General features: G+C 33.8%; 23 protein-coding genes. 8 read left to right on the forward strand and 15 right to left on the reverse strand.

Going from position 1 to position 20,517, the window contains the following annotated elements:
• Positions 1-232: 232 nt before the first annotated feature.
• On the reverse strand, positions 233-667 hold the full coding sequence (locus MUB18_RS16195) for a nuclear transport factor 2 family protein (protein WP_084405340.1): 435 nt from the start codon (positions 665-667) through the stop codon (positions 233-235).
• Positions 668-867: 200 nt separating this feature from the next.
• A complete protein-coding gene (locus tag MUB18_RS16200; RefSeq protein ID WP_108159788.1) occupies positions 868-1,320 on the reverse strand; it encodes an Lrp/AsnC family transcriptional regulator in 453 nt (150 codons plus the stop codon).
• Positions 1,321-1,449: 129 nt separating this feature from the next.
• Between MUB18_RS16200 and rocD the strand changes: the two genes are divergently transcribed.
• The 3 genes from rocD (at position 1,450) to truA (ending at position 4,754) form a co-directional block, all read left to right on the forward strand.
• A complete protein-coding gene (gene rocD, locus MUB18_RS16205) occupies positions 1,450-2,709 on the forward strand; it encodes an ornithine--oxo-acid transaminase (protein WP_248753852.1) in 1,260 nt (419 codons plus the stop codon).
• Positions 2,710-2,715: 6 nt separating this feature from the next.
• A complete protein-coding gene (locus MUB18_RS16210; protein ID WP_248753853.1) occupies positions 2,716-3,681 on the forward strand; it encodes an arginase in 966 nt (321 codons plus the stop codon).
• A 272-nt stretch (positions 3,682-3,953) separates the two neighbouring features.
• Positions 3,954-4,754 (forward strand): tRNA pseudouridine(38-40) synthase TruA, encoded by an 801-nt coding sequence (gene truA / locus MUB18_RS16215; protein ID WP_248753854.1) that lies wholly within the window; start codon positions 3,954-3,956, stop codon positions 4,752-4,754.
• Positions 4,755-4,863: 109 nt separating this feature from the next.
• On the opposite strand, the gene arsC is transcribed toward truA, so the two are convergent.
• The 8 genes from arsC to MUB18_RS16255 all read right to left on the reverse strand — a co-directional run bounded on the left by arsC (position 4,864) and on the right by MUB18_RS16255 (position 12,399).
• A complete protein-coding gene (gene arsC, locus MUB18_RS16220) occupies positions 4,864-5,214 on the reverse strand; it encodes an arsenate reductase (glutaredoxin) (RefSeq protein WP_045754176.1) in 351 nt (116 codons plus the stop codon).
• Between the two features lie 78 nt (positions 5,215-5,292).
• Positions 5,293-5,835: a YceI family protein gene (locus tag MUB18_RS16225; protein WP_094772890.1), complete on the reverse strand. Its 543-nt coding sequence runs from the start codon at positions 5,833-5,835 to the stop codon at positions 5,293-5,295.
• A gap of 98 nt (positions 5,836-5,933) precedes the next feature.
• Complete coding sequence (locus tag MUB18_RS16230; protein ID WP_248753855.1) at positions 5,934-8,273, reverse strand: hypothetical protein; 2,340 nt, start codon at positions 8,271-8,273, stop codon at positions 5,934-5,936.
• Between the two features lie 146 nt (positions 8,274-8,419).
• Entirely contained in the window at positions 8,420-9,523 is a 1,104-nt protein-coding gene (locus tag MUB18_RS16235) for a metallophosphoesterase family protein (protein ID WP_248753856.1), read from the reverse strand.
• Between the two features lie 4 nt (positions 9,524-9,527).
• The gene (locus MUB18_RS16240) at positions 9,528-10,073 is read right to left on the reverse strand and encodes a hypothetical protein (RefSeq protein WP_248753857.1); all 546 of its coding nucleotides are present in this window, start codon (positions 10,071-10,073) and stop codon (positions 9,528-9,530) included.
• A 487-nt stretch (positions 10,074-10,560) separates the two neighbouring features.
• On the reverse strand, positions 10,561-11,151 hold the full coding sequence (locus tag MUB18_RS16245; RefSeq protein WP_248753858.1) for a Pycsar system effector family protein: 591 nt from the start codon (positions 11,149-11,151) through the stop codon (positions 10,561-10,563).
• A complete protein-coding gene (locus MUB18_RS16250; RefSeq protein ID WP_248753859.1) occupies positions 11,052-11,798 on the reverse strand; it encodes an HD domain-containing protein in 747 nt (248 codons plus the stop codon). Before MUB18_RS16250 ends, MUB18_RS16245 begins: the two co-directional genes overlap by 100 nt.
• Before the next feature lie 226 nt (positions 11,799-12,024).
• On the reverse strand, positions 12,025-12,399 hold the full coding sequence (locus MUB18_RS16255; protein WP_211322275.1) for a DUF1304 domain-containing protein: 375 nt from the start codon (positions 12,397-12,399) through the stop codon (positions 12,025-12,027).
• A gap of 370 nt (positions 12,400-12,769) precedes the next feature.
• On the opposite strand from MUB18_RS16255, the gene MUB18_RS16260 reads away from it, so the two are divergent.
• From MUB18_RS16260 to MUB18_RS16275, 4 genes are all read left to right on the forward strand, one after another.
• A complete protein-coding gene (locus MUB18_RS16260) occupies positions 12,770-13,276 on the forward strand; it encodes a GNAT family N-acetyltransferase (protein ID WP_248753860.1) in 507 nt (168 codons plus the stop codon).
• A gap of 321 nt (positions 13,277-13,597) precedes the next feature.
• Positions 13,598-13,828, forward strand: a complete 231-nt coding sequence (locus tag MUB18_RS16265; protein WP_248753861.1) for a hypothetical protein — start codon at positions 13,598-13,600, stop codon at positions 13,826-13,828.
• 156 nt (positions 13,829-13,984) lie between these two features.
• Positions 13,985-14,491, forward strand: coding sequence for a pyridoxamine 5'-phosphate oxidase family protein (locus MUB18_RS16270; protein WP_153198350.1), 507 nt, complete (start codon positions 13,985-13,987; stop codon positions 14,489-14,491).
• 30 nt (positions 14,492-14,521) lie between these two features.
• Positions 14,522-14,989 (forward strand): hypothetical protein, encoded by a 468-nt coding sequence (locus MUB18_RS16275; RefSeq protein ID WP_108159798.1) that lies wholly within the window; start codon positions 14,522-14,524, stop codon positions 14,987-14,989.
• Between the two features lie 79 nt (positions 14,990-15,068).
• On the opposite strand, the gene MUB18_RS16280 is transcribed toward MUB18_RS16275, so the two are convergent.
• From MUB18_RS16280 to MUB18_RS16300, 5 genes are all read right to left on the reverse strand, one after another.
• On the reverse strand, positions 15,069-15,953 hold the full coding sequence (locus tag MUB18_RS16280; RefSeq protein WP_248753862.1) for an SDR family oxidoreductase: 885 nt from the start codon (positions 15,951-15,953) through the stop codon (positions 15,069-15,071).
• Positions 15,954-16,137: 184 nt separating this feature from the next.
• Positions 16,138-16,302, reverse strand: coding sequence for a hypothetical protein (locus MUB18_RS16285; protein ID WP_248753863.1), 165 nt, complete (start codon positions 16,300-16,302; stop codon positions 16,138-16,140).
• A 16-nt stretch (positions 16,303-16,318) separates the two neighbouring features.
• Entirely contained in the window at positions 16,319-16,540 is a 222-nt protein-coding gene (locus MUB18_RS16290) for a hypothetical protein (RefSeq protein WP_248753864.1), read from the reverse strand.
• Positions 16,541-16,677: 137 nt separating this feature from the next.
• Positions 16,678-17,334: a response regulator transcription factor gene (locus MUB18_RS16295; protein ID WP_045753542.1), complete on the reverse strand. Its 657-nt coding sequence runs from the start codon at positions 17,332-17,334 to the stop codon at positions 16,678-16,680.
• Positions 17,335-17,336: 2 nt separating this feature from the next.
• Positions 17,337-17,957: a hypothetical protein gene (locus MUB18_RS16300; RefSeq protein ID WP_248753865.1), complete on the reverse strand. Its 621-nt coding sequence runs from the start codon at positions 17,955-17,957 to the stop codon at positions 17,337-17,339.
• Positions 17,958-18,331: 374 nt separating this feature from the next.
• Between MUB18_RS16300 and MUB18_RS16305 the strand changes: the two genes are divergently transcribed.
• Positions 18,332-20,512, forward strand: coding sequence for an ATP-binding protein (locus MUB18_RS16305; protein WP_248753866.1), 2,181 nt, complete (start codon positions 18,332-18,334; stop codon positions 20,510-20,512).
• Positions 20,513-20,517 lie beyond the last annotated feature (5 nt).

The following is a 20,517-nucleotide window of genomic DNA, read 5'->3' on the forward strand; positions in this document are numbered from 1 at the left end:
AATATAATGGGTCATCTACTCCATCATGCATCCCTCACAACATGAGTAGTACTCTTACTTAATATTTACTGCAAAATGAATTGTATGTGGCGATCGCAAAAATAGGCTGCTGACTTAAAATAAAAAAGCCGCATCTCACGACGGGGCTTTACTCACTAAACATATGATTGATTGTTGGTATAGTTTAATTGAAATCGATTTTCAAAAAATTAATGAGGGTACAATCATCAGCTTATTGATAGGTATGAACCGACGTAAGGACTTTCCAAGCACCGTCTTCGTTAATTAAAGTAACAAGATCTGTCATGGTAAAATTTTCAAATTTCAAAGTAACTTTCGCAATCATAGAATTTGGGCATTGTTCCAATACCTGGTAAGAAGTGATGCAATTTAATTTTTCTCCTCGCTGCTTTTTTAAAAAGTTAATAATTTCGGAACGACTGTGACTTTTGGATTTTTCAGTTTGTATCCGTTGGCAGAATTCTGGAGCAAATAATTGTTCCAATCCAATAGATTCTCCCTCTGTAATGACTTCTAAATAATGATCTAGGGCCAATTTTGCCATTGAAAGATTGATAGTCCTTTTTTCAGGCCTACCATCAGCCATCGTGCATATGGATATGACGATAAGGGCTGCTGTTGCACATGTTTTTAATAAAGTTTTCATTGGTCTTTATTTTACATGTTCCTTTTTTAGTACTGATCCCTAGTTAAATGCAATTATTTGAGCGCTTTTTTATTCAATCAACTCAAAGAATCCAATACATGACCTCTAATCAAAAACCAAAGGCAGATCGATAGGTCTTTTACAAACAGTTGTGTATCGCTTATCGAATAGGGCGATCCAAAATAAAAAGTGCCGGATATTTACAAGATGATATTTCGCTTAAACGCACACCCCAGCTCAATGATGGTATCCGTTTTTGAAATCCCGGGAATACTATCTATTTTATCATATAATAACTGTCTCATGTGCTCATGGTCTTTCGCTATAATTTTTAAGTAAAGCGTATAATTTCCAGTGATATAGTAACATTCTGTCACTTCCGGTATTTTTTGCAATTCTTCAATAATTCTTTTAGAATCATGATCCTTTTCCAGGGAGATACCAGTAAAAGCTCCCCAATCATACCCCAGTTTTTTTTCATTTAAAACAGGTTTAATCCCTACTAAAATTCCCTGATCAATTAATCGCGTAATTCGTTGATGAATCATGGTATTGGAAACTCCTAATATGGCAGCAATAGCTGAATAAGCCATCCGTCCATCTGCCTCCAAATGTTTCAAAATCTGTCTGTCAAAATCATCTAATTGACTCATAGTTTACTTTTCTATATGCTGGAATGAATAAGTTAAATTACACATTTTAATGCAAACAAAAAGTTTAATTTAACTTTTCATGCATTAATTAGTTTAAATATTGTACATTTATTTGATAATTCCAATACTATGAATGATTTAACAAATGAAACTAAAAGCAATGCCTTCATTGCAAAGGAAAGTAAATATGGAGCACATAATTACCATCCACTTCCTGTTGTCTTGTCGAGAGGAAAAGGTGTATTTGTTTGGGATGTAGAAGATCGTCGCTATTACGACTTTCTTTCTGCCTATTCTGCCGTAAATCAAGGACATTGTCATCCAAGAATTATTAAAGCATTGACGCAACAGGCAGAAAAACTGACCCTTACTTCTAGGGCCTTCTACAGTGATCAACTGGGTAATTTTGAGGAATACATGTGCAAACTATTTGGTTATGACAAAGCATTAATCATGAATTCTGGAGTAGAGGCTGTAGAAACTGCCATGAAGCTCTGTCGAAAATGGGCCTATCTCGTTAAAGGTATTGCTAAAGACCAAGCGAAAATTGTTTTTGCTCAGGGCAATTTCCATGGCAGGACAATTTCCATTATTTCGGCTTCTACCGATGATTCTGCAAAAAAAGATTTTGGACCATTTCTAGAAGGTGTGCTTCAAGTGCCTTATAACGATGTGGATGCATTTGAAAATTTATTAGAAAATGATGCAAATATAGCCGGATTTATTGTTGAACCTATTCAAGGAGAGGCTGGTATCATCGTGCCAGATCACGACTATCTAGCTCGTATAAAAGCAATATGTAAAAAATACAATGTACTATTTATTGTCGATGAAATCCAAACAGGGATTGCACGAACAGGCAATATGTTGGCCTCTTACGATATCGATGGTTACAACGACAGTACTAAGCCCGACCTATTGATTTTAGGAAAAGCATTATCGGGAGGTGTACTTCCTGTCTCTGCTGTTTTGGCAGACGATGCGATTATGTTAACCATTAAACCGGGAGAGCATGGTTCAACATATGGAGGTAATCCTTTGGCATGCGCAGTATCCATGGAAGCACTCCAAGTCGTGCTTGATGAGCATTTGGCCGAGAATGCCGAAAATATGGGTCAGTTATTTAGAAATGGCCTTGAAGAAATGATGACCAGATGTCCCATCATCACAGAAGTCAGAGGCAAAGGATTATTAAATGCGATCGTTATTGATAGTGAAGAGGAAGACGATCTAGCTTGGGAAATTTGTTTAAAATTTAAGGAAAATGGATTATTGGCGAAACCGACCCATGGCAATAAAATTCGCTTAGCCCCTCCTTTGGTTATGACACAAGAACAGATCGAGGAAAGTTTAAAAATAATTGAGAAATCCCTAAAACACTTTTCCTAAATATTCATGAAAAGAGCGATTCAATTAATTAAAAACAGATCTGATATTGGTGCAGGAACTCGAGGTTCTGACCTCGGTATTGATGCCATAGAAATTGCTGCAATTAACAAAGGAAGTCAGTATTTTAATACATACACTTACGTCGATATACAGACACGCAATGGTACCATCTATGATCCACTCATTTATCCATTTGGAAGACGGATCAAACAAGTGTTACAACAGTGCAAGCTATTAGCGATATCTGTGGAAGATTGTTTATTAGAAGAAAAATTTCCACTCGTATTCTCGGGAGACCATTCATCAGCAATTGGAACTATTAGTGGTATAAAATCAGCTTTTCCTGATAAAACCTTAGGGGTTATATGGATTGACGCGCATGCTGATCTACACGCTCCCTATACTACTCCTTCAGGCAATCTACACGGTATGCCTTTAGCGGCTGTACTAGGCATTGATAATCTTGAAAATCAAATCAATGACATTGACGAGGAAACTAAAAAATATTGGAATAAACTAAAATCGATTGGAACTTCAAATGCTAAATTGAGATCAGAACATCTGATCTATTTTGGAGTCCGCGATACAGAACCACCAGAAGAAAATTTAATTGAGAAACTAGCCATCAAAAAATATCCAGTTGAAAAGGTCAGAAATAGGAGTATCAAAGTCTGTGTTGCCGATGCATTACAACAATTAGCAGCATGTGATATCGTCTATGTCTCTTTTGATGTTGATAGTATGGATAGTGAATTAATTTCTAATGGAACTGGAACCCCAGTTCCTAAGGGATTTGATCCAACAGAAATTACCGAAATACTTCAGGAAATCATTGCTTCAGGAAAAGTAATCTGTTTAGAACTTGTGGAGGTGAATCCCCTACTTGATAGTCAAGGCAATCGAATGGCGGAAGTTGCTTTCGAAATTTTAGAACAAGTCACAGAATCAATCGAGGCATTGAGCACACGTTAACAATCTCTTCTTTCATCATTGGACAGATAATACATTTATAACTAAATTGCATCTGTCCAATTATAAAAATTCCTTAATTGGCATCTACTATCTTGTAAACAAAATCTTCTTCCATCCAAAATGATTAACAGGTGTTCGATGCTGAACTGTTTCGGTTCTACCTATCTCCCTCCATATGATGGGATATCATTCAATTTTTGGATAATAAAAAACTCCTAAATGAATATTATACTAGCATTTTTGCGTAAAATTGTATTATATACAAAAGTAAATTGAGATTTTTTTTCCATATTGCCTATCAAGGTCAAGATTACAGCGGTTGGCAAAGACAACCAGATGTCAAGAGTGTACAGGAAGTTTTAGAAACTACGCTTTCTAAAATTTTAAAAGTACAAACCACTATATTTGGATGTGGACGTACGGATGCTCAAGTACATGCCAGTCAATATTTTTTTCATGCCGATATGGAAAAAGAATGTGATTTTGATTTACTTTATCGATTAAACAAAGCTCTTCCTACCAATATCGCTGTTTACGATATTATAAAAATGGACGGCAAACCTCATGCTCGTTTTGACGCTATACATAGAGAATACGATTATTTTATACATACATATAAAGATCCTTTCTTAAGCAATCAAAGTTCTTTATACTTATATCCAAATTTAGATCTGCAAAAAATGAGCGAGGCCGCTAAAGTGTTACTTAAATACAAAGATTTTCGTCCCTTTTGTACTCATCCTGATAAAAATGAGCATACCCTATGTCAAGTATCGTCGACCGGAATATATGTAAATACAAAAGGGGATCGGATTCGTTTTAATATAGCTAGTAATCGCTTTTTAGGAAAAATGATTCGTATTATAACAGGTAAATTGTTGAAAATAGCTGTTGGTGAATTGAGTATTGATGAATTTGAAAATCATTTAATAACATTAGAAGTACCAAAAATATTAAACCCAGCCTATCCAGTCGGATTATACCTTTCTAAAGTTAAATATCCATATTTAGACCTGCCCCCACGAACTGATTTTTTGAGCCCTACACAAAGTTCAGACTGGCTATTGATTTAAATATGCATGCGGCCATTGTCATACTTCTGGTACTTTATCATTGATAACATCGTATTCATTACCCTATTGTATTCATTTCTCATAATGAATGGGATTGAAAAATACGGCTCTAAAACTCTTGTAATAGCTTCATTATATTTTCGATTGGACGACCAATAACAGCTTGACCATTCTTTACTACGATGGGTCGTTCGATAAGAATGGGATGTTGCAACATGACATCGATCCATTCATTATCCGTAAGTATAAGATCTTTGAAGTTTTCTTGAAATATAGTTTCATGATGTCTAATTAACTGAAGTGGCTTCATTTTGAGTATAGCCAATAGATTTTTCATTTCGTCCTTACTGGGCACATCATTTATATATTCTTGTATATTGAATTCGACATGTTTACTCATTAACAAATCCAATGCAGCACAACTTTTACTACACAATTTATTGTGGTATATCTTTATCATGATGACAATTTATTACAATTAAAACAATAAGCCATTTGATCATATTCAGATCGCTTATTGGCCACCTATAGCGGACTTCTATACCTCTATTTGTTTGATAAGCTGAATTTCAGCATTGATCCGAACTTCATCACTGACAACAATATTACCGGCTTCGGTTACAGCATCCCAGGTTAAACCAAAATTCTTACGGCTCAATGAACCACTTAGTGAAAAACCGGCCTTAGTTTGACCATAACTATCCATAACGATTCCTCCAAATGAAACCTCCAACTTAACTGTTTGAGTAATGGAACCAATCGTTAATGCACCAGTTAATACGGCGTGGCTATTAGCTCCCTGATATTTACTTCCCCTGAACCTTAAATGACTATATACATTTGCATTAAAAAAATCAGCGGATTTTAGATGCTCATCTCTTTGTTTATCATTGGTATTAATTGAATTAATTTCGGCAGCAAATTCAATGTTTTTAGCCGTATTAAAATTGTCATTATGAGTTTCCAGCTCAAGTGTAAATTTTTCGAAATAACCCGTTATCGTAGTGATCATTAAATGTTTCACTTTAAAAGACACTTCACTATGACTAGGGTCAATCGACCATTTATTTGATGCGATCATTCATTCGTTTTTAAAATATGATATTCCAGATACTGAGCACTGGTTATCAAACACTACTCACTTAAAATATAAATTGTATTTGCACCTAAATATGAGACCTAGTTCAACTGAATACCAACTCTCAATGCTTGCAAGCCCTTCACACCTTGCAGTTCTTCTAGTTCCAGCTCTTCCATATCATCCAACAAGGTACCGTTCTTTTGTAAATATTGAATATACCCAATATACTCTTTCTCTTCACGTTTTGTAAAATAGACAATGGCAATTTTACCCGGTTGGGTTAGGCGATCATTTGTACCTTTGATCGTTACCTTGTCAATTCTTTTCTTAATAATCTGATACCGAATATTGTATGCTCCTTCAACGTCGAATCGATGCTCATCTGTTCTAAAAGTGATATCAATAAGCGTAGCATTAACAAAAATTAGTTGGGTCGTAAATAATTGTTTTTCCATCTGATCCAACAAACTATGGGTAATCTTTGCGATCGCAGCCATAGATGTTAATTGCCAAAGGCGAATATTTTTGAGGTATATCTCATTAAACTTTTTATCGGGAGCAATTGACTGTCCAATATAAATATCATATTCAACACCATCAGATCTGAACTTTTCAAAATAACAAGGATAAGAATTTTGTAGTTCCTTGTCAAACAATTCAAGATAACCACTGATTCCACTATTTATAATTTGAATCGATCTTTCTAAGACATTACGATTTTTGAATACAATCCCGTGTACGGGATGAATGGCCCTTTCATATTCAGAAATAATTCCATGTGCTTGCTCTGAGTTTTCTTTGAAGTAGGTCAACACTTCAGTCACATGCTGATTGAAAAAGTCATTGAGTTGAATCTGAATAATATCCATTAACTCTTCATTGAGTTCTTGGTGCCATCTACGGCAATTGAAAATCATTTCATCTAGTATAACAATATTATTTAGGCTTTTTAGCTGAATCAAAACATTTTCCAGTAGTTCAAGATGAACGATCATATCCTGAAATGCAGCTCTATTTCTTTCAACGGTTGAATTTCTGATATCTACGGCTCCATATAAAGGATAAACTTGTTCAAATTTGATATCACCAATAACAGGTTTAGGTTTATCTTGTTCAATCCGTTGTAAATATTCCCAAGCCTCTTTATTAAATTTCCACTGCACCGCGGATTGTAAGGATGTAAATTTTTCCTTGATCACCTCATTGATCTGGGTCTGGAATTCGACAATTTCATCTTTCAATAACTGGGCAAGCAGGGTACTTGCTCTAAAGATACGAGCCAGTATTTGGTCTTCTAAAATTGCATCAGTTCTTGTAAAAACCTCAATAATTCCGACGATTTCTTTATTGTGAGCGATTGGAATTAGAGCATAACTTTGAATGCCAAGATCTTTCAACCTATCCCAAAAAAATGAAATTGTTTTATCAGCGATATCCTCTTTCCCATCGAACACTAAAATTTGAGGATTCTGAATAAATTGATCTAACAATTCTTGAATACGTTGCTGACTTGTGTTATTTTCTTTTATTAAATCGAGCAATGCTGATGTCTTCCTTTCTTTGAAATCAAACACCACCTGATCATTTAAATTAAAAAAGGGCAATAACGAAAAATCAATTTCCGAATTTCCTGAAAGTGTTTTTAAAGCAGTAATTACATGTTCATATGAATCTTTTTCATCAATGCCTTTAATAATGATGTTTTTGATATTTTCTAAAGCCTGCTGTTCTGTAATATCTGTGACCGATAAAATTGAAAAACCTTCCATTCGAATCATTTCTAGTGGAATTAATGATTTTATGATTTCAAAATTTAAAGTTTTTGAAAACCCATCGATTACTTTAGATCGATCAAAAAATGGTAGTTCCCCGATGACCTGTACCTCGACAAAAGTATGGTCAATATTGATCCTATAATATTTTTCTAAGCCCGAAGTGTCATCTGTAAATGAATGAATGATCTCAAAGTGCTTGCTTGATTTTATTCCGTATAATCTTTCTAGGATAAATGAATATAACATCTCCATTTTATCATTAAAAGCATCAGAACAATCTACTACATCAAGTTGATTTTCACACTTATACTGCTTCAGTAAAGTGTAAAATTTATTCGTTCCATAACATATCGTTTTTCCTAATGGAAATCCTATAGCCCAGTAGTTATCTTCATAATCGGACAAAAGAGGATTGAGAGTCGCATGGATCAGTTGTAATTCCTGTTCGAATTTAAATATGTTATCATTATTCACAGGTCCATGCGCTGCAAGAGCGTTATCAAAATCATGCAATACATGTGTTAAAAAATCCCTCCTTATTAAAAGTTCATCGTTATATCTTCTTTTCAGATATTTTAGAAATGGTTCAAACGAGAGGTGAGTTTCAATAATAGGGAATTGATCTTCTTCGTCGCTAATAATGTTGAATAATGCTGATTGCATATTTTATAAATTAAAATCAAGATTCCAGTACAAGACTCCAACAAAAAAGAATATGTACTATTCTTAAAGGATTAGCTTAATGGATAATAACCAACAGCAAAAACTGAGTTATCATGTATTTTGGATGCTTGAATTCTTTGTAATATTTAATAGTTACTATTTTTAAATGGAATATTATAGGTAAAATCCTTCTTTATGCCTTTATTCTCATAAGTATAATAAGTTATTTGTGTACTTCTATCGAGCATCATATCGACAGTCACAAAACCTTGCATCGAATTCTTATAGAGCAAATGATTATTTCCTTTTATAGATGAGCTTTTTGAACCTGAACCACTAACAATTTGATACTGACCATCCGCTTTAATGAATTGAAGACCATGGTCATGTCCGGAAATATACAAGTAGTTAGGAAATCCATTAAATACTTCCTTGACACTTTGCTTCAAGTGCTTGTATGCGGCATGATTCATGTCTTCTGGATTTGAAAATGCGGTAGATCGTAATAAAGGATACAGCGACCCTATAACAGGTAGAGGTAAGTAGTAATTTTTATTCAAAATCGTAAGTGGAAAGATATGATCTTTCCATGAATAATAACCAGCATGTACACCGTAGGAATAAAAAGGATGATGCGAAGTTACTAATATGGTTTTATTTTTATTTTTATCGCGTATTTTACGCAATCTCTCCAATATTTCTGCCTCAGAATTACAGTCACACCCCATACTTCCATCATTCTTTTTATAAGGAAATAACCACCACTCACTGTCATATGCAATCATAACCATATGCTCTGAAATTGGTATTTCTACCGGATCAGGGCAACCATTTGATGGAATTAAACGTAAAAGAGAATCCTTTTGTGATGCTAAAAATTGTCCTTGAGCTCTAATCTTTGCAAGCCCATCTTTTCCAGATCGATCCCAATCATGATTGCCCGGAATAAAATATACTGGCGCACCTGCTTTTCGCATAGGTTCATACTGAGAACGTAGAATGGCTGCAGTCTCTAGCTCCTCTTTACTACCCGAAAGTCCCATTCCTTTTGGATAAATATTGTCACCGAGGTACATTACTGTGCTCCTTCCTTTAATAATTAGCGCTGCAGCATGAGGTATTATGGTTTCTTGTTTAAAATTCATTTCACCTGCATCACCGATAAAGATGACCCTATTTACGACACTGTCTTGTCCAAAAGCTTGGATCGTGAGACATGATAAAAAAAGAACAAACCAATTTTTCAACATGTGATCAATTTAATTTAAATTTCAATAATGTTGCTTTTCCATTTTTATCTCCAGCCTCATTGCCAATAAATAGATTGCCCGCATGATCAAAAGCAATTGCTTCTGGTTGATTGAAGATAGCTGGATTTAAAGGATAGGCACCAATTACCTCCCATTTATCATCAGTCACGACCAGCATTTTATTAATAGAAGAAAGGATATACCATTGATTCGTTTTTTTATTTCTGGTCATCGCAGAAGGACGAAACTTCTTCCCATTTAAACTACTAAAATGATCAATTTGCTGCTCATTAATTTGAAATTCGCTTTTTAGTGAAATATCACCATCTTTAGAAATCGCCAAAATATAACCTGTAAGACTTTTTGATTTATTATCAACCGCGCATTTCTTACATAAAACATAGAGTAAACTATCCATTGGCGATGCTGCTAAAGACTCATATTCTGCTTTGGGAATAATGTGTTTCCCGACCTTGACACTTTCTGCGTTTTGCTGAAGCAGATCGGTATAGGGGAATGTATAAATAGATCCATTGCTTTCAAGTACCATAATAAAACCATTGCTGATCGCGATATCTTCATAATCTCCTTTCTTCGCAAATTTAATTTCCTGGTGTTTTTTCTCCCCTGGCGCAAAAAATATACGATTCCATTTTCATCTTCATTTGCAAAGATATGGTTAGAACTTTCCTCTGGAAACGCTATTCCAGATAATTCATGAAGCGCATCTGGAACAAACAGCTTCTCTCCATTATTTAAATCAAAACCCTTTGGACTTGGGTAAACAATATGATGCTGAGCACATGCTGAAAAGAAAAACAAGCACACGAAAGGCAGTAAGATCAACAGGTATTTTCTAATATTCATTTTCAGTAATTCAAAATGTCTTCATTAGTATGTAAAAGTCATAAAAGTTATGATATGTTCATGACTCAATCCTACAATTTTTAAATTTTTATCATTTCTACGAGTTTATAACTGTTTTTGAAATGTAAGCTTTTCAATTTATTTGTTGACATACCTGCAACCTATAAAATCTAAGCATTGAGAATAACGACAACAAGAAATGCAAATACAGATACAATTAAACCGTACATAAATATATTATAAGCTAGTCGCAGTAATTTAAATTTACGACCTAGTACTACTCCTTGTGAGTAGACATCTTTTATCAAGGTATTATACAGGTATTCGCGTTCTTCCATAATCAGTTTCATCCCACTGCTATAGCTTTCTAAATTCATTTTATAGAAATTACCAAAAAACAGTAAGTTAACTTTTTTATTCTTCAGGTCTTCATCTGTATATTTGCCATTTGGAACAGATGGCCGTGTTGCCAAAATAGCGATCACCATAGTCGCCAAACTGGTAAATAACAATATTGCTGTGGGAAATATCAAATGGGCATTACTATCTAACTTACGCAGTAGTAAGGCAATGACAACCGATAGTATAATGGAGTTTACAGTGATTAAGATATTCGATTTATTATCTGCCATATCACTTAAACGCTGATTATTGGTAGAAGTTATTCGGAACATCGTCTCAATACCGCGTTCGGGTCTATTACCTTTCTGTTCTGCTTGATGCTCCTTTTTATGGTTTTTTTTATTTTCTTTTTTTTCCAACTCGGTTGTATCAGATTCTTTTTTTGTTTTAAAGTTGCCATATTTTGCTTTTTCTTGTGATCCAGAAATTTACGACCATAGTCCGTATGATAATGATGGCTTTCCATTAACTGGAGAGTACCTTTTCTCCAGTCCTCTTTATTGACCTGATAACCGCAGGCTTTTACCTCTTGTCGCATTAGTTTGTTGCGAGCATCAAATCGATCACTGCCTAAATGAAACAAGTCGGCATCACAGACAATTTCTTCTAATAAATTTTGAGGAGATTGAGGTAATTTTGTTGCTAATATACATCCGCGAATGGCACTGATCATAGGAATGTCTACATTTTTTTCCCTGAAAAACTTTTCAGCTATATCTGCACTTCTCTCTTCATGACTTTCTTTACCATTCACGCAATAACCAAGGTCGTGAAAATAGGCAGATAGTGTAACAATTGCGGTATCATGTTCATCTAAATTATAATAAGATGCCATTGTTCGCGCCGCTTCCACCACTTCTTCTGTATGGTCACTATTATGGAAGCTTAATTTTGAAAGATCATGATCACCCATATACTTTCCTACATATGCTGCAGTTTCCTTTATCAATTGAGAATAATCCATGAGATATGAGTTACTTTTATAAGTGATCAATTTGTTTTTCATTCATGCTTTTATAGTTTAAAGATAAGGATAAATAATACAATAATTCTTACGTCTTTAACCGCTCGAAGGTATCGATTATTGATAAAAAAACCTTTAAAAACAGATAGCTCGACTCCTATTACATCCACCCACTTCATATAACATGTAAAACACGTATATAAATTGGTTACTGTCATAACTGATGACTCAACTTAATGTCAGTGCCATTGATTACGACTGCTCAAATTCAACTTAGTAGAACCAATATAATACCCACTAAAGCTGGAACTGCTTGCTTATAAAAGATGCTTTTTCCTGCTGTCGCACTACCGTATACTCCGGCAATGAAAACACAACCTAGAAAAAACAGCGCTACTTGACTCTGCCAAATGACATCACTTATATATAGAGACCAAATAAGTCCCGCCGATAAAAATCCATTGTAGAGCCCCTGATTGGCCGCTAATGTCTTTGTTTCTTTAAATAGGTGCGCGGGTAAAGATTTAAATGTTTCCTTACCTTTAGTTTCCCAGGCGAACATTTCTAACCATAATATATATATATGTTCTAATGCTACTAAAGCAATTATTATTTTTGCAGTAATTCCAATTAGTCCTTCCATAAGTTAAATTGCTAAGTTTAAGATGTCATGATATACCACTGATATATGACAAGTTTTATATTTATCATGATAAATATAAAAAAAATCAAGGATATTTATATTTAAAACTCTCAAACTAGATCTGTTTCTTTTTTTTATTGGTTAGGATTTTGCGATGGACGGCTGCGTATTAAATCAAGACCGGAAAGACAAAAAGACTTCTTTTGCATCATAGACACAAGATCTAATTTTACGTGTTCGTTAACTTTATATGCATTAACATATAACGAATATAGTCTGTCCATAAAAAATTTAAATATATTTGTCGGAAATGATCAAAGGACTATCCTATTAATAAGGAAAAATGATTTAAGACTATATTACGCAAACGATGGAAATAAGAAACAGCACAGCTAACGATATAACGGATATATTCAACATATACGAACAGGCCTCTGCTTATAAGTTAAAGGTAGGCAATAAAGGCTGGAAAGGATTTGAAGTAGCTCAGGTACAGAAAGAGATCGATGAAGATAGACATTTTGTTATCTTAGAAGAAAATGTTTTAGCTTGTACATTCGTTCTGACATTTAAAGATGACATCATATGGAAAGAATCTGCGAATGACTCATCAATCTATATTCATCGAATAGCGACCAATCCACTTTTTAGAGGAAATTCATATGTAAAAAAGATTGTCTCATGGGCTAAAGAATATGCACGGAATAGTGATAAAAAATATATTAGACTCGATACGCATAGTGGTAATGATAAAATAAATAACTATTACATGAGTTGCGGTTTTACTTATAAAGGAATCAGTCAAATAAATTGGACACCAGCTCTACCCGAGCACTATAAAGAGGGATCATTCAGTCTTTTTGAAATTATTTTATAATAATACTATCCTCTCCACTCTCCTTCTCTTCTACATATTCATTATTTTAGGGCACTACCACCAGTGTATTTTCTTAAATTATGAAATTGAATAGATACCTCATTTAAATATTATTCACTCAACATGATCTGTACTCACACATTTCATTGGGTTAAAATCGAAATCATATGACAAGGTTTCCCTTCGTCATGTCCATTTATAATCATATCATAATTTCTGAATCGCATAAGCAGTGGATGTATTTCTAATAGAAAAACAAACATTTTAGGTCTTTTGATTGTTTAATTAATGAAATTCAATATTTAAATAAAAGATTCTATTATGAAAAACTCGAAGTTAAAAGACGAATTTGAACAAGTTAACGAAAGTAGCGGTACTTCACCCCATCGTTATGGTAAGGACGCTTTTAAGAAGGATAAAAAGACAAAAAAAAACAACAATATATTCTGGATTGGTGGTGCACTAGTGGCATTGTTAGTTTGGAAATATTGTCAAAATGATCCTGCTAAAAAGAATGTATTGGGATTTATAGGATGTAAAAAAAATCTATGAATCAATGATGTTGTCCATACATAATTCACTTTTTCAATAAGCGTTTTAAAATTCTTAAGTACGTCAAAAAGCATAATAGAGCAGCTGGCTATTTAGCTGTTAAAATTCAAAACGCACAATTTTTAAATTATCAAATTTTAATATAATTATATACATATGAGTCAAGAAAATATAAATCAAAGGGAGGAAGCGATAAAAAAAATTAAAGAACTTGCAGAAGGTATTAATTTTTGCTTTTTCTGTACTGATCTTAATCACCCCCCTTTCGAGTCCACTCCCATGAGTGTACAGGAAGTAGATGATCAAGGTAATATCTGGTTTCTTGCATCTAAAGATAGCGATAAGTACAGAAACATTAAATTGAACAAACAGGTTCAGCTGTATTTTTCAGATCCGTCATCTATGAAATATCTGTCTCTTTTTGGAAACGCTGAGATAGTGGATGATCAAAGTAGAATAGATAAATACTGGAATAAATTTGTTGAAGGATGGTTTGAAAAAGGTCGCACAGATCCCAATATTATTTTATTCAAAATTAAGCCTGAACATGCTCATTATTGGGATACGAAACATCACAAGTTGATATCATATGCCATTACCTTAATTAAGTCTGTAGGTGGAGATTTGGAAGATCAAGGCAGAGAAGGTCAAATTCATATTTAATTAGAGAAAAATTTATTAAAATCACATATTATGAAAAAAGTAACATTTTTATCAATGATGTTGTCAGGGGCATTGCTTTACTCATGTAATAACAATACTCCACAAGAGAAGGCAGAGAATGCTATGGAAAAAACAGAAGAAAAAGCACAAGATGCGGCATCTGATGCTGAAAAAGCTTCTGATAAAGCTGCTCATATTGATTTAGAAAAAACTATTTATTCGAATATGGCAGCTGCAAATGCAGCTGTTGCTAAGATAGCTATGCCTGCTTTGTCAAATAGTAAAGCGAAAGAACTTTGTTCTGATCTAGGCAAATCGATCGTAGACCGTATTAATGCTAAAACTAATGATAATATCATTGAGGCAGAGAAAGATATATTAGAAGATAGAACTGATGTTGAAAAAGCATTTTTGGAAAAGAAAATTTCAGCTCAGGACAAGGATCATATTCTGAAATATGCTGATGATTGTTTAGCAGCAGCGAGAGGAACATTATAATCAAAAATCATTATTGCGCTTTACCTAAAAAGGCTAGTATCCCAATGATACTAGCCTTTTTAGGTAAAACATTTTATCATTAAATCGTCACACGTCCTCCAGTGGCAGGAATGGTAGCTCCAGAAATATAGGATGCAGCGGATGAGGCTAAGAATACATAAATTGGTGCAATTTCAGCTGGTTGGCCTGGTCTACCAATAGGTGTATTCGCTCCAAACTTTTCATGATCTGGAATCGTACTTGGAATTAAAGGTGTCCATACCGGACCTGGCGCCACAGCATTTACACGAATATCTGAACCATCTTCGAAAAATTGTTGCGCTAAACTGGCAGTATAATTTTGAATAGCAGCTTTTGTTGCAGCGTAAGGGAGTAATTTAGGATTAGGATCATAAGCATTAACAGATGTCGTATTTATAATACTACCCCCTTTTGGCAAATGAGGTTTAGCATACTTGGTAAGATAGAACATAGCACTAACGTTCGTCTCAAAAGTTTTATTCCACTCTGCTGCAGAGATATCAGTAACGGAATTGTAAGTCATTTGATAAGCAGCATTATTAATTAAAATATCTAAACGACCAAATGTTTCTACTGTTTGCTGAATTGCTGATTGGCAGAAAGATTCATTGCGTATATCACCTCGGATTAACAAAGCCTTTTGACCCGCTTTTTCAATCCAACCAGCAGTATCTGTAGCATCTTCATTTTCAATTTCGTCAAGATAAATGATGGCAATATCCGCTCCTTCCCGAGCCATAGCTATAGCCGTAGCTTTTCCTATCCCAGAATCACCTCCTGTGATCAAACAAACTTGACCAGCTAAGAGATTATTTCCAATATATGTTTTTTCTCCGTGATCGGGCACAGGATCCATTTTTGCAGAGATGCCTGGTACTATTTGATCTTGCTTTTTAAATGGTGGCTGTGGATAGGAAGGATTTTGTTGATTTGTTACTTTCATAATAATTCGAATTAAAAAAATACCTTAATTTGTAACTCTTATTTGGGGTGTAAGAGCATATCAAATAATAAAACAAGCATTCCGCAACAGATATTGTGTTTATTTAACCTGTTCATCAGTCGGCGCTAACGACTTGAATCTTTAAAACATAACTGATCTGTTGTGGAATGCATAAAAGCAAAAACTACTTTTGCCACATGTAAAGAAATACGACGATCATCACAATAACTGCAATCCAGATCGCCCATGGTATAGTTTTAGCAGCAGGTTTATCGCCATTTTCTTCATGTGCTTCCTGTGGGACCTCATTCTCTGAATAATTGGTCTTATTATCTAAATTATTTTCCATGACTTAGCTTTTTTAGTTACTTAATCGAATCTCTCTGAGTCGAATCTACCTTTATGGTATCACCTTGCATACTCATTTCTTGTTGCTCACTTAAATTATAACGTGTTTCATCACCAGCCGATGGTGCTATTTTACTATTATTTCCTTCACTATCAGTTTTGGATGTATTATTTTTACAAGCACCCAATATACCTAAAGATAAAAATGCTGTTAATGTTATCAATTTGAACTTTTTCATATTCTTTTTAATTTGATTTACATATAACTAACTTTCATTTTGAAGCTATTGTTTGTTATCTATCGATATATACGCATTAATCATAAGCTATTGCGTATTAATACGCCCAAGTAACCTCGAGATTATGGTGAAAAAAATTATTGCATTAAGCCTGTTTTGATCGCATATTTTATAAGTGCTGCTGTATTTTTAACACCGGTTTTTTCTAGTAAGTTTTGTCGGTGCCCCTCTACTGTGCGTTTGCTTAAGAACAATTTATCAGCGATCTGCAAGTTTGTAAAACCTTCTCCGATGAGTTCCAATACTTCCATTTCACGCTCCGATAAACCAATTTTAAGCATAATCTGTTCTATATTGAGAAATGCTGTAGGCGATTTTTGAAGCGTATCTAACATAATCATGCTAATCTCTTCACATATAAATTTCCCCCCCTTTGCTACATGTCTTATTGCATATAGCATTTCTTCATATCCCACATTTTTAACCAAATATCCATTAGCACCATTTTGGAAAGCCTGTAATACATGTTGCACGTTATTTAACATGGAAAGGACAATTATTTTAATTGTTGGATAGTCACTTTTTACATGAGTAATCAATTCTAACCCATCCATATCAGACATGTTGATATCTGTAATAAGCACATCTGGTATATTTCCAGATTTTAAAATCTCTAAAATCATATTGCCATTTGTGCCTTGATCAATAACTTCGAGATCAGATTGTGATTCAAGCAATAATTTAACTCCATTAAGGACGACCAAATGATCTTCAGCCAAAACAATTTTAATCATGATTAATTTAATTTTACATTAACAACGATCTTATTTCTATCCGAACTTGTATTGATGTCGAGTGTCCCTTCAAATAAATTTACGCGATCTTGCAATTTTCTGATATTTTCTTTATTATAATTTTTAAGCTCTTTAGTATAATTTTCACTTACTCCTTCCATTTCCAATAATAGATTATCCTTATTTACCACTAATTTAATTACTAATATACACTCATAATCAGTTATGAACGAAGCTCGCAACATAAACTGTACCAATTGAAATAACTTGAGCTGAAAATTAAAATCCAAATTGTTGACGGCCTTGTCAACATAAACTTCATTTTTGGTACTACTATATTGAAGAAATAGATCTTCTATGGCTCTTTGGAAGCCAAAATCTCTTAACACTACAGGCAAAAGGTCATTCGCCATTTGTTGAACCTTTCCGATCGTACCATTAATAATATCTTTGACTTGATCAATGGGTAGTGAATGTCCCTGTTCTATTGAATAACGCTGTAAAGTTAACTGTATTGCATATAAATCTTGAGCTATATATTCATGAAGTAGTTTTCCCAATAGTAAATTTTGATCTTCATATTCTTTAATAATCGATTTATATAATTTTTCTCGTGACTGCATACCCAAGATTTATAAAAAAATGTTATGTATCTAACACCTTATAATTCGTGTTATCGATTACAAATATCGATCCTATCACGGTATAAATAATACGTGATTTCAACCGTATTAATACGTGGTCATATTGCGTCATCTTGGTTACTTATTTAGTATTTATATGTCAATCTGGTGTTGATACATGATCTGAAGAAATATATAAATCTGAAAATCTGCAAATTAAAAAACACAAAAGTTCCAGTGATTTTATTTTTTGTCATTTATCTATTGATCATAGAAATACTTAAATTTAGTTGAAGTTTTAAAGCCATCATATCATTCTGATAGTTATGATTTATTTTCGTTAATTTAGGGCATTATAGGAGTATATATTTTATATGAGAGTCGATTTAAATATTTCAGGTCAAAATACGATTAATATCCAGCAATTCGGCAGCATCATCATATTAGATCTTAATTTGCACATTATTGGCATTAGTGAAAATGCTCTAGAAGAACTAAAGATCGATCATATCGATCATGTACTTGATTGTTCTCTAGAATCTTTAGGCCCTACTATTTTTGGTAAGCATACAAATAAAATTCATCGACTAATCGAGAATATTAAGGACCACGTTATTCCACGTCAGATTATTCCAATAAAATTAGCTAACAAAAGAGTCTATTTAAAGTTAAGCTTACATGATGATCAAATTTTTATTGAATGGGAGGAACAGTTCAAAAAATATACTTCAGCAAAGAAAATTAACGAATTCAGTTTCTTACTTGATACCATACAACCCAATAATTGGGACCTAGTCTGTCATGCTATCAATCGTATATTACATTTTGACCACGTATTTGTTGTTCAAATAGAAGAAACTGGATATAGCCACGTCGTAGCTGAAGATACGTTAGATGGTCAACAATACTACAAAGACATGGAGTTTTCAAAAAGCTTTATGCCCAAAGAAGTTTTCCCATTCTATAGTATGTGCTCCTATCGCTATAGCCCAAATTTAAAAAACAACAATCAAAAATTTTATACTAATAAACAAGATTTCATATTATTAGAAAGCCAACTAGTCCCTGTTCCAGAGCTTCATCAAATTTTTTTATCAGAAAAAGGTGTCGTAAGTGCTTTATTTTTTTCAATTCATATTGATGGCAACTTTTGGGGTCTATTGGTCGCCCATCACGGTAAAGAAAAAAATATCGACCTCCAGCAACGTAAACTATGTACGTTCGCAATTCAGAACGCGACGAGTAAATATGAGAGTTACCTCAAGCAAAATCTACTTGAAAGAAACGAGATTTTAAGAACAGCTGAAGTTGATTTAAAAATTGACCTTTTAAAAAGTAAGAGTGTAAATTGTGCATTGATGAAACATATGGAAATCATCATGGATATGGTTGATGCTGATGGTTTTGCACTATTTAATCAAGGGGATGTTTGTTTTAATGGAATTTGCCCTACTAAAGCCCAACTTTACGAGATAGTAGCATTTATACAGGCACATACTGAAAAATCACTGTTTAAAGATAATAATTTCAGAGAAACACATGCTAAAAAATTCAAAGGTCGACTGCCATTTGCAGGCTTGATGTATCTTAAAGTTGGTCTTTTAAATGATCAGATATTGATCTGGTTTCGTAAAGAGAGCGCAAGTAAAGTACTAAATTTGCAGTTAAATCCATTAGCCAGTGAACAAAATACCCCAAGAATAGTCATTACGGAAAGTAGTAATAAAGATATTGCAAAATCGTGGAATGATATCGAGATCAATTTTGTTTTGACATTAAATCAGATTTTAAAAGAATCTATTGTCAGTAAGCTTAAAGAGAAACAACAATGGAATGAACAGGTGGTAGCTTCTAATAATGAATTGGAGATGCTAACCTTTACACTTTCTCATGACCTAAAGAATCCTCTTTCTATATTAAAAATCGGTCTTCAATTTTTGCAAAATAGTAAAGATGTGCTGAATGCAGTAGCGCTTCAAAAATGGTATAGCAATCTGATAGCAAGTACAGAGAGTATCGAAGAGATCATTAATAATGTGGTATCATTGAGTCAACAGAAAGGGAATAGCTTATCTAAAGAACCTATTCCAATGGCCTACAACCTGCAACAGATTTTTAATGACAGCTCCTTACTTTACGAAAATAAGTCTTGTGAAGTTGAATATGGAAAATTATTGCCGATATGGGCTGAAAAAAGCGCACTGTATCAAATATTTAGCAATTTAATCAGTAATGCGATCAAATATTCAACACATGTCACCACCGCTACCTTATATATTAATAGTTATTTCGAAGGAGGTCAAGTTTGTTATCTGATCCAAGACAATGGGATTGGTATTCCAAAAGAAAATCTTACTCAAATTTTCGAAATTTTTAAAAGGGGAAGCAATGTTAAAGATATTGAGGGTACCGGAGTAGGTCTTTCATTAGTTAAACGGATCATGGAACGACTTGGAGGAAGCATCAAAATAGAATCGGAAATCAATAAAGGCACTTCCGTTTATCTTTATTTCCCAATAGTGGAAGACTTCCCTCCCAGCATGCTGGCGGATTAAACAAT

The organism is Sphingobacterium sp. PCS056 (assembly GCF_023273895.1).
In the GTDB taxonomy this organism is placed as follows: domain Bacteria; phylum Bacteroidota; class Bacteroidia; order Sphingobacteriales; family Sphingobacteriaceae; genus Sphingobacterium.

What these genes read in the sequence shown, in the direction of transcription:
- rocD (WP_248753852.1), top strand. Translation starts at nt 1,450, where the DNA reads ATGAATGATTTAACAAATGAAACTAAAAGCAATGCCTTCATTGCAAAG.
- MUB18_RS16300 (WP_248753865.1), bottom strand. Translation starts at nt 17,957, where the DNA reads ATGCAGTCACGAGAAAAATTATATAAATCGATTATTAAAGAATATGAA.
- MUB18_RS16200 (WP_108159788.1), bottom strand. Translation starts at nt 1,320, where the DNA reads ATGAGTCAATTAGATGATTTTGACAGACAGATTTTGAAACATTTGGAG.
- MUB18_RS16265 (WP_248753861.1), top strand. Translation starts at nt 13,598, where the DNA reads ATGAAAAACTCGAAGTTAAAAGACGAATTTGAACAAGTTAACGAAAGT.
- MUB18_RS16260 (WP_248753860.1), top strand. Translation starts at nt 12,770, where the DNA reads ATGGAAATAAGAAACAGCACAGCTAACGATATAACGGATATATTCAAC.
- MUB18_RS16250 (WP_248753859.1), bottom strand. Translation starts at nt 11,798, where the DNA reads ATGAAAAACAAATTGATCACTTATAAAAGTAACTCATATCTCATGGAT.
- MUB18_RS16305 (WP_248753866.1), top strand. Translation starts at nt 18,332, where the DNA reads ATGAGAGTCGATTTAAATATTTCAGGTCAAAATACGATTAATATCCAG.
- MUB18_RS16280 (WP_248753862.1), bottom strand. Translation starts at nt 15,953, where the DNA reads ATGAAAGTAACAAATCAACAAAATCCTTCCTATCCACAGCCACCATTT.
- MUB18_RS16240 (WP_248753857.1), bottom strand. Translation starts at nt 10,073, where the DNA reads ATGGTACTTGAAAGCAATGGATCTATTTATACATTCCCCTATACCGAT.
- MUB18_RS16295 (WP_045753542.1), bottom strand. Translation starts at nt 17,334, where the DNA reads ATGATTAAAATTGTTTTGGCTGAAGATCATTTGGTCGTCCTTAATGGA.
- MUB18_RS16195 (WP_084405340.1), bottom strand. Translation starts at nt 667, where the DNA reads ATGAAAACTTTATTAAAAACATGTGCAACAGCAGCCCTTATCGTCATA.
- MUB18_RS16225 (WP_094772890.1), bottom strand. Translation starts at nt 5,835, where the DNA reads ATGATCGCATCAAATAAATGGTCGATTGACCCTAGTCATAGTGAAGTG.
- MUB18_RS16255 (WP_211322275.1), bottom strand. Translation starts at nt 12,399, where the DNA reads ATGGAAGGACTAATTGGAATTACTGCAAAAATAATAATTGCTTTAGTA.
- MUB18_RS16290 (WP_248753864.1), bottom strand. Translation starts at nt 16,540, where the DNA reads ATGAAAAAGTTCAAATTGATAACATTAACAGCATTTTTATCTTTAGGT.
- MUB18_RS16275 (WP_108159798.1), top strand. Translation starts at nt 14,522, where the DNA reads ATGAAAAAAGTAACATTTTTATCAATGATGTTGTCAGGGGCATTGCTT.
- MUB18_RS16270 (WP_153198350.1), top strand. Translation starts at nt 13,985, where the DNA reads ATGAGTCAAGAAAATATAAATCAAAGGGAGGAAGCGATAAAAAAAATT.
- MUB18_RS16210 (WP_248753853.1), top strand. Translation starts at nt 2,716, where the DNA reads ATGAAAAGAGCGATTCAATTAATTAAAAACAGATCTGATATTGGTGCA.
- MUB18_RS16235 (WP_248753856.1), bottom strand. Translation starts at nt 9,523, where the DNA reads ATGTTGAAAAATTGGTTTGTTCTTTTTTTATCATGTCTCACGATCCAA.
- arsC (WP_045754176.1), bottom strand. Translation starts at nt 5,214, where the DNA reads ATGATAAAGATATACCACAATAAATTGTGTAGTAAAAGTTGTGCTGCA.
- MUB18_RS16285 (WP_248753863.1), bottom strand. Translation starts at nt 16,302, where the DNA reads ATGGAAAATAATTTAGATAATAAGACCAATTATTCAGAGAATGAGGTC.
- MUB18_RS16230 (WP_248753855.1), bottom strand. Translation starts at nt 8,273, where the DNA reads ATGCAATCAGCATTATTCAACATTATTAGCGACGAAGAAGATCAATTC.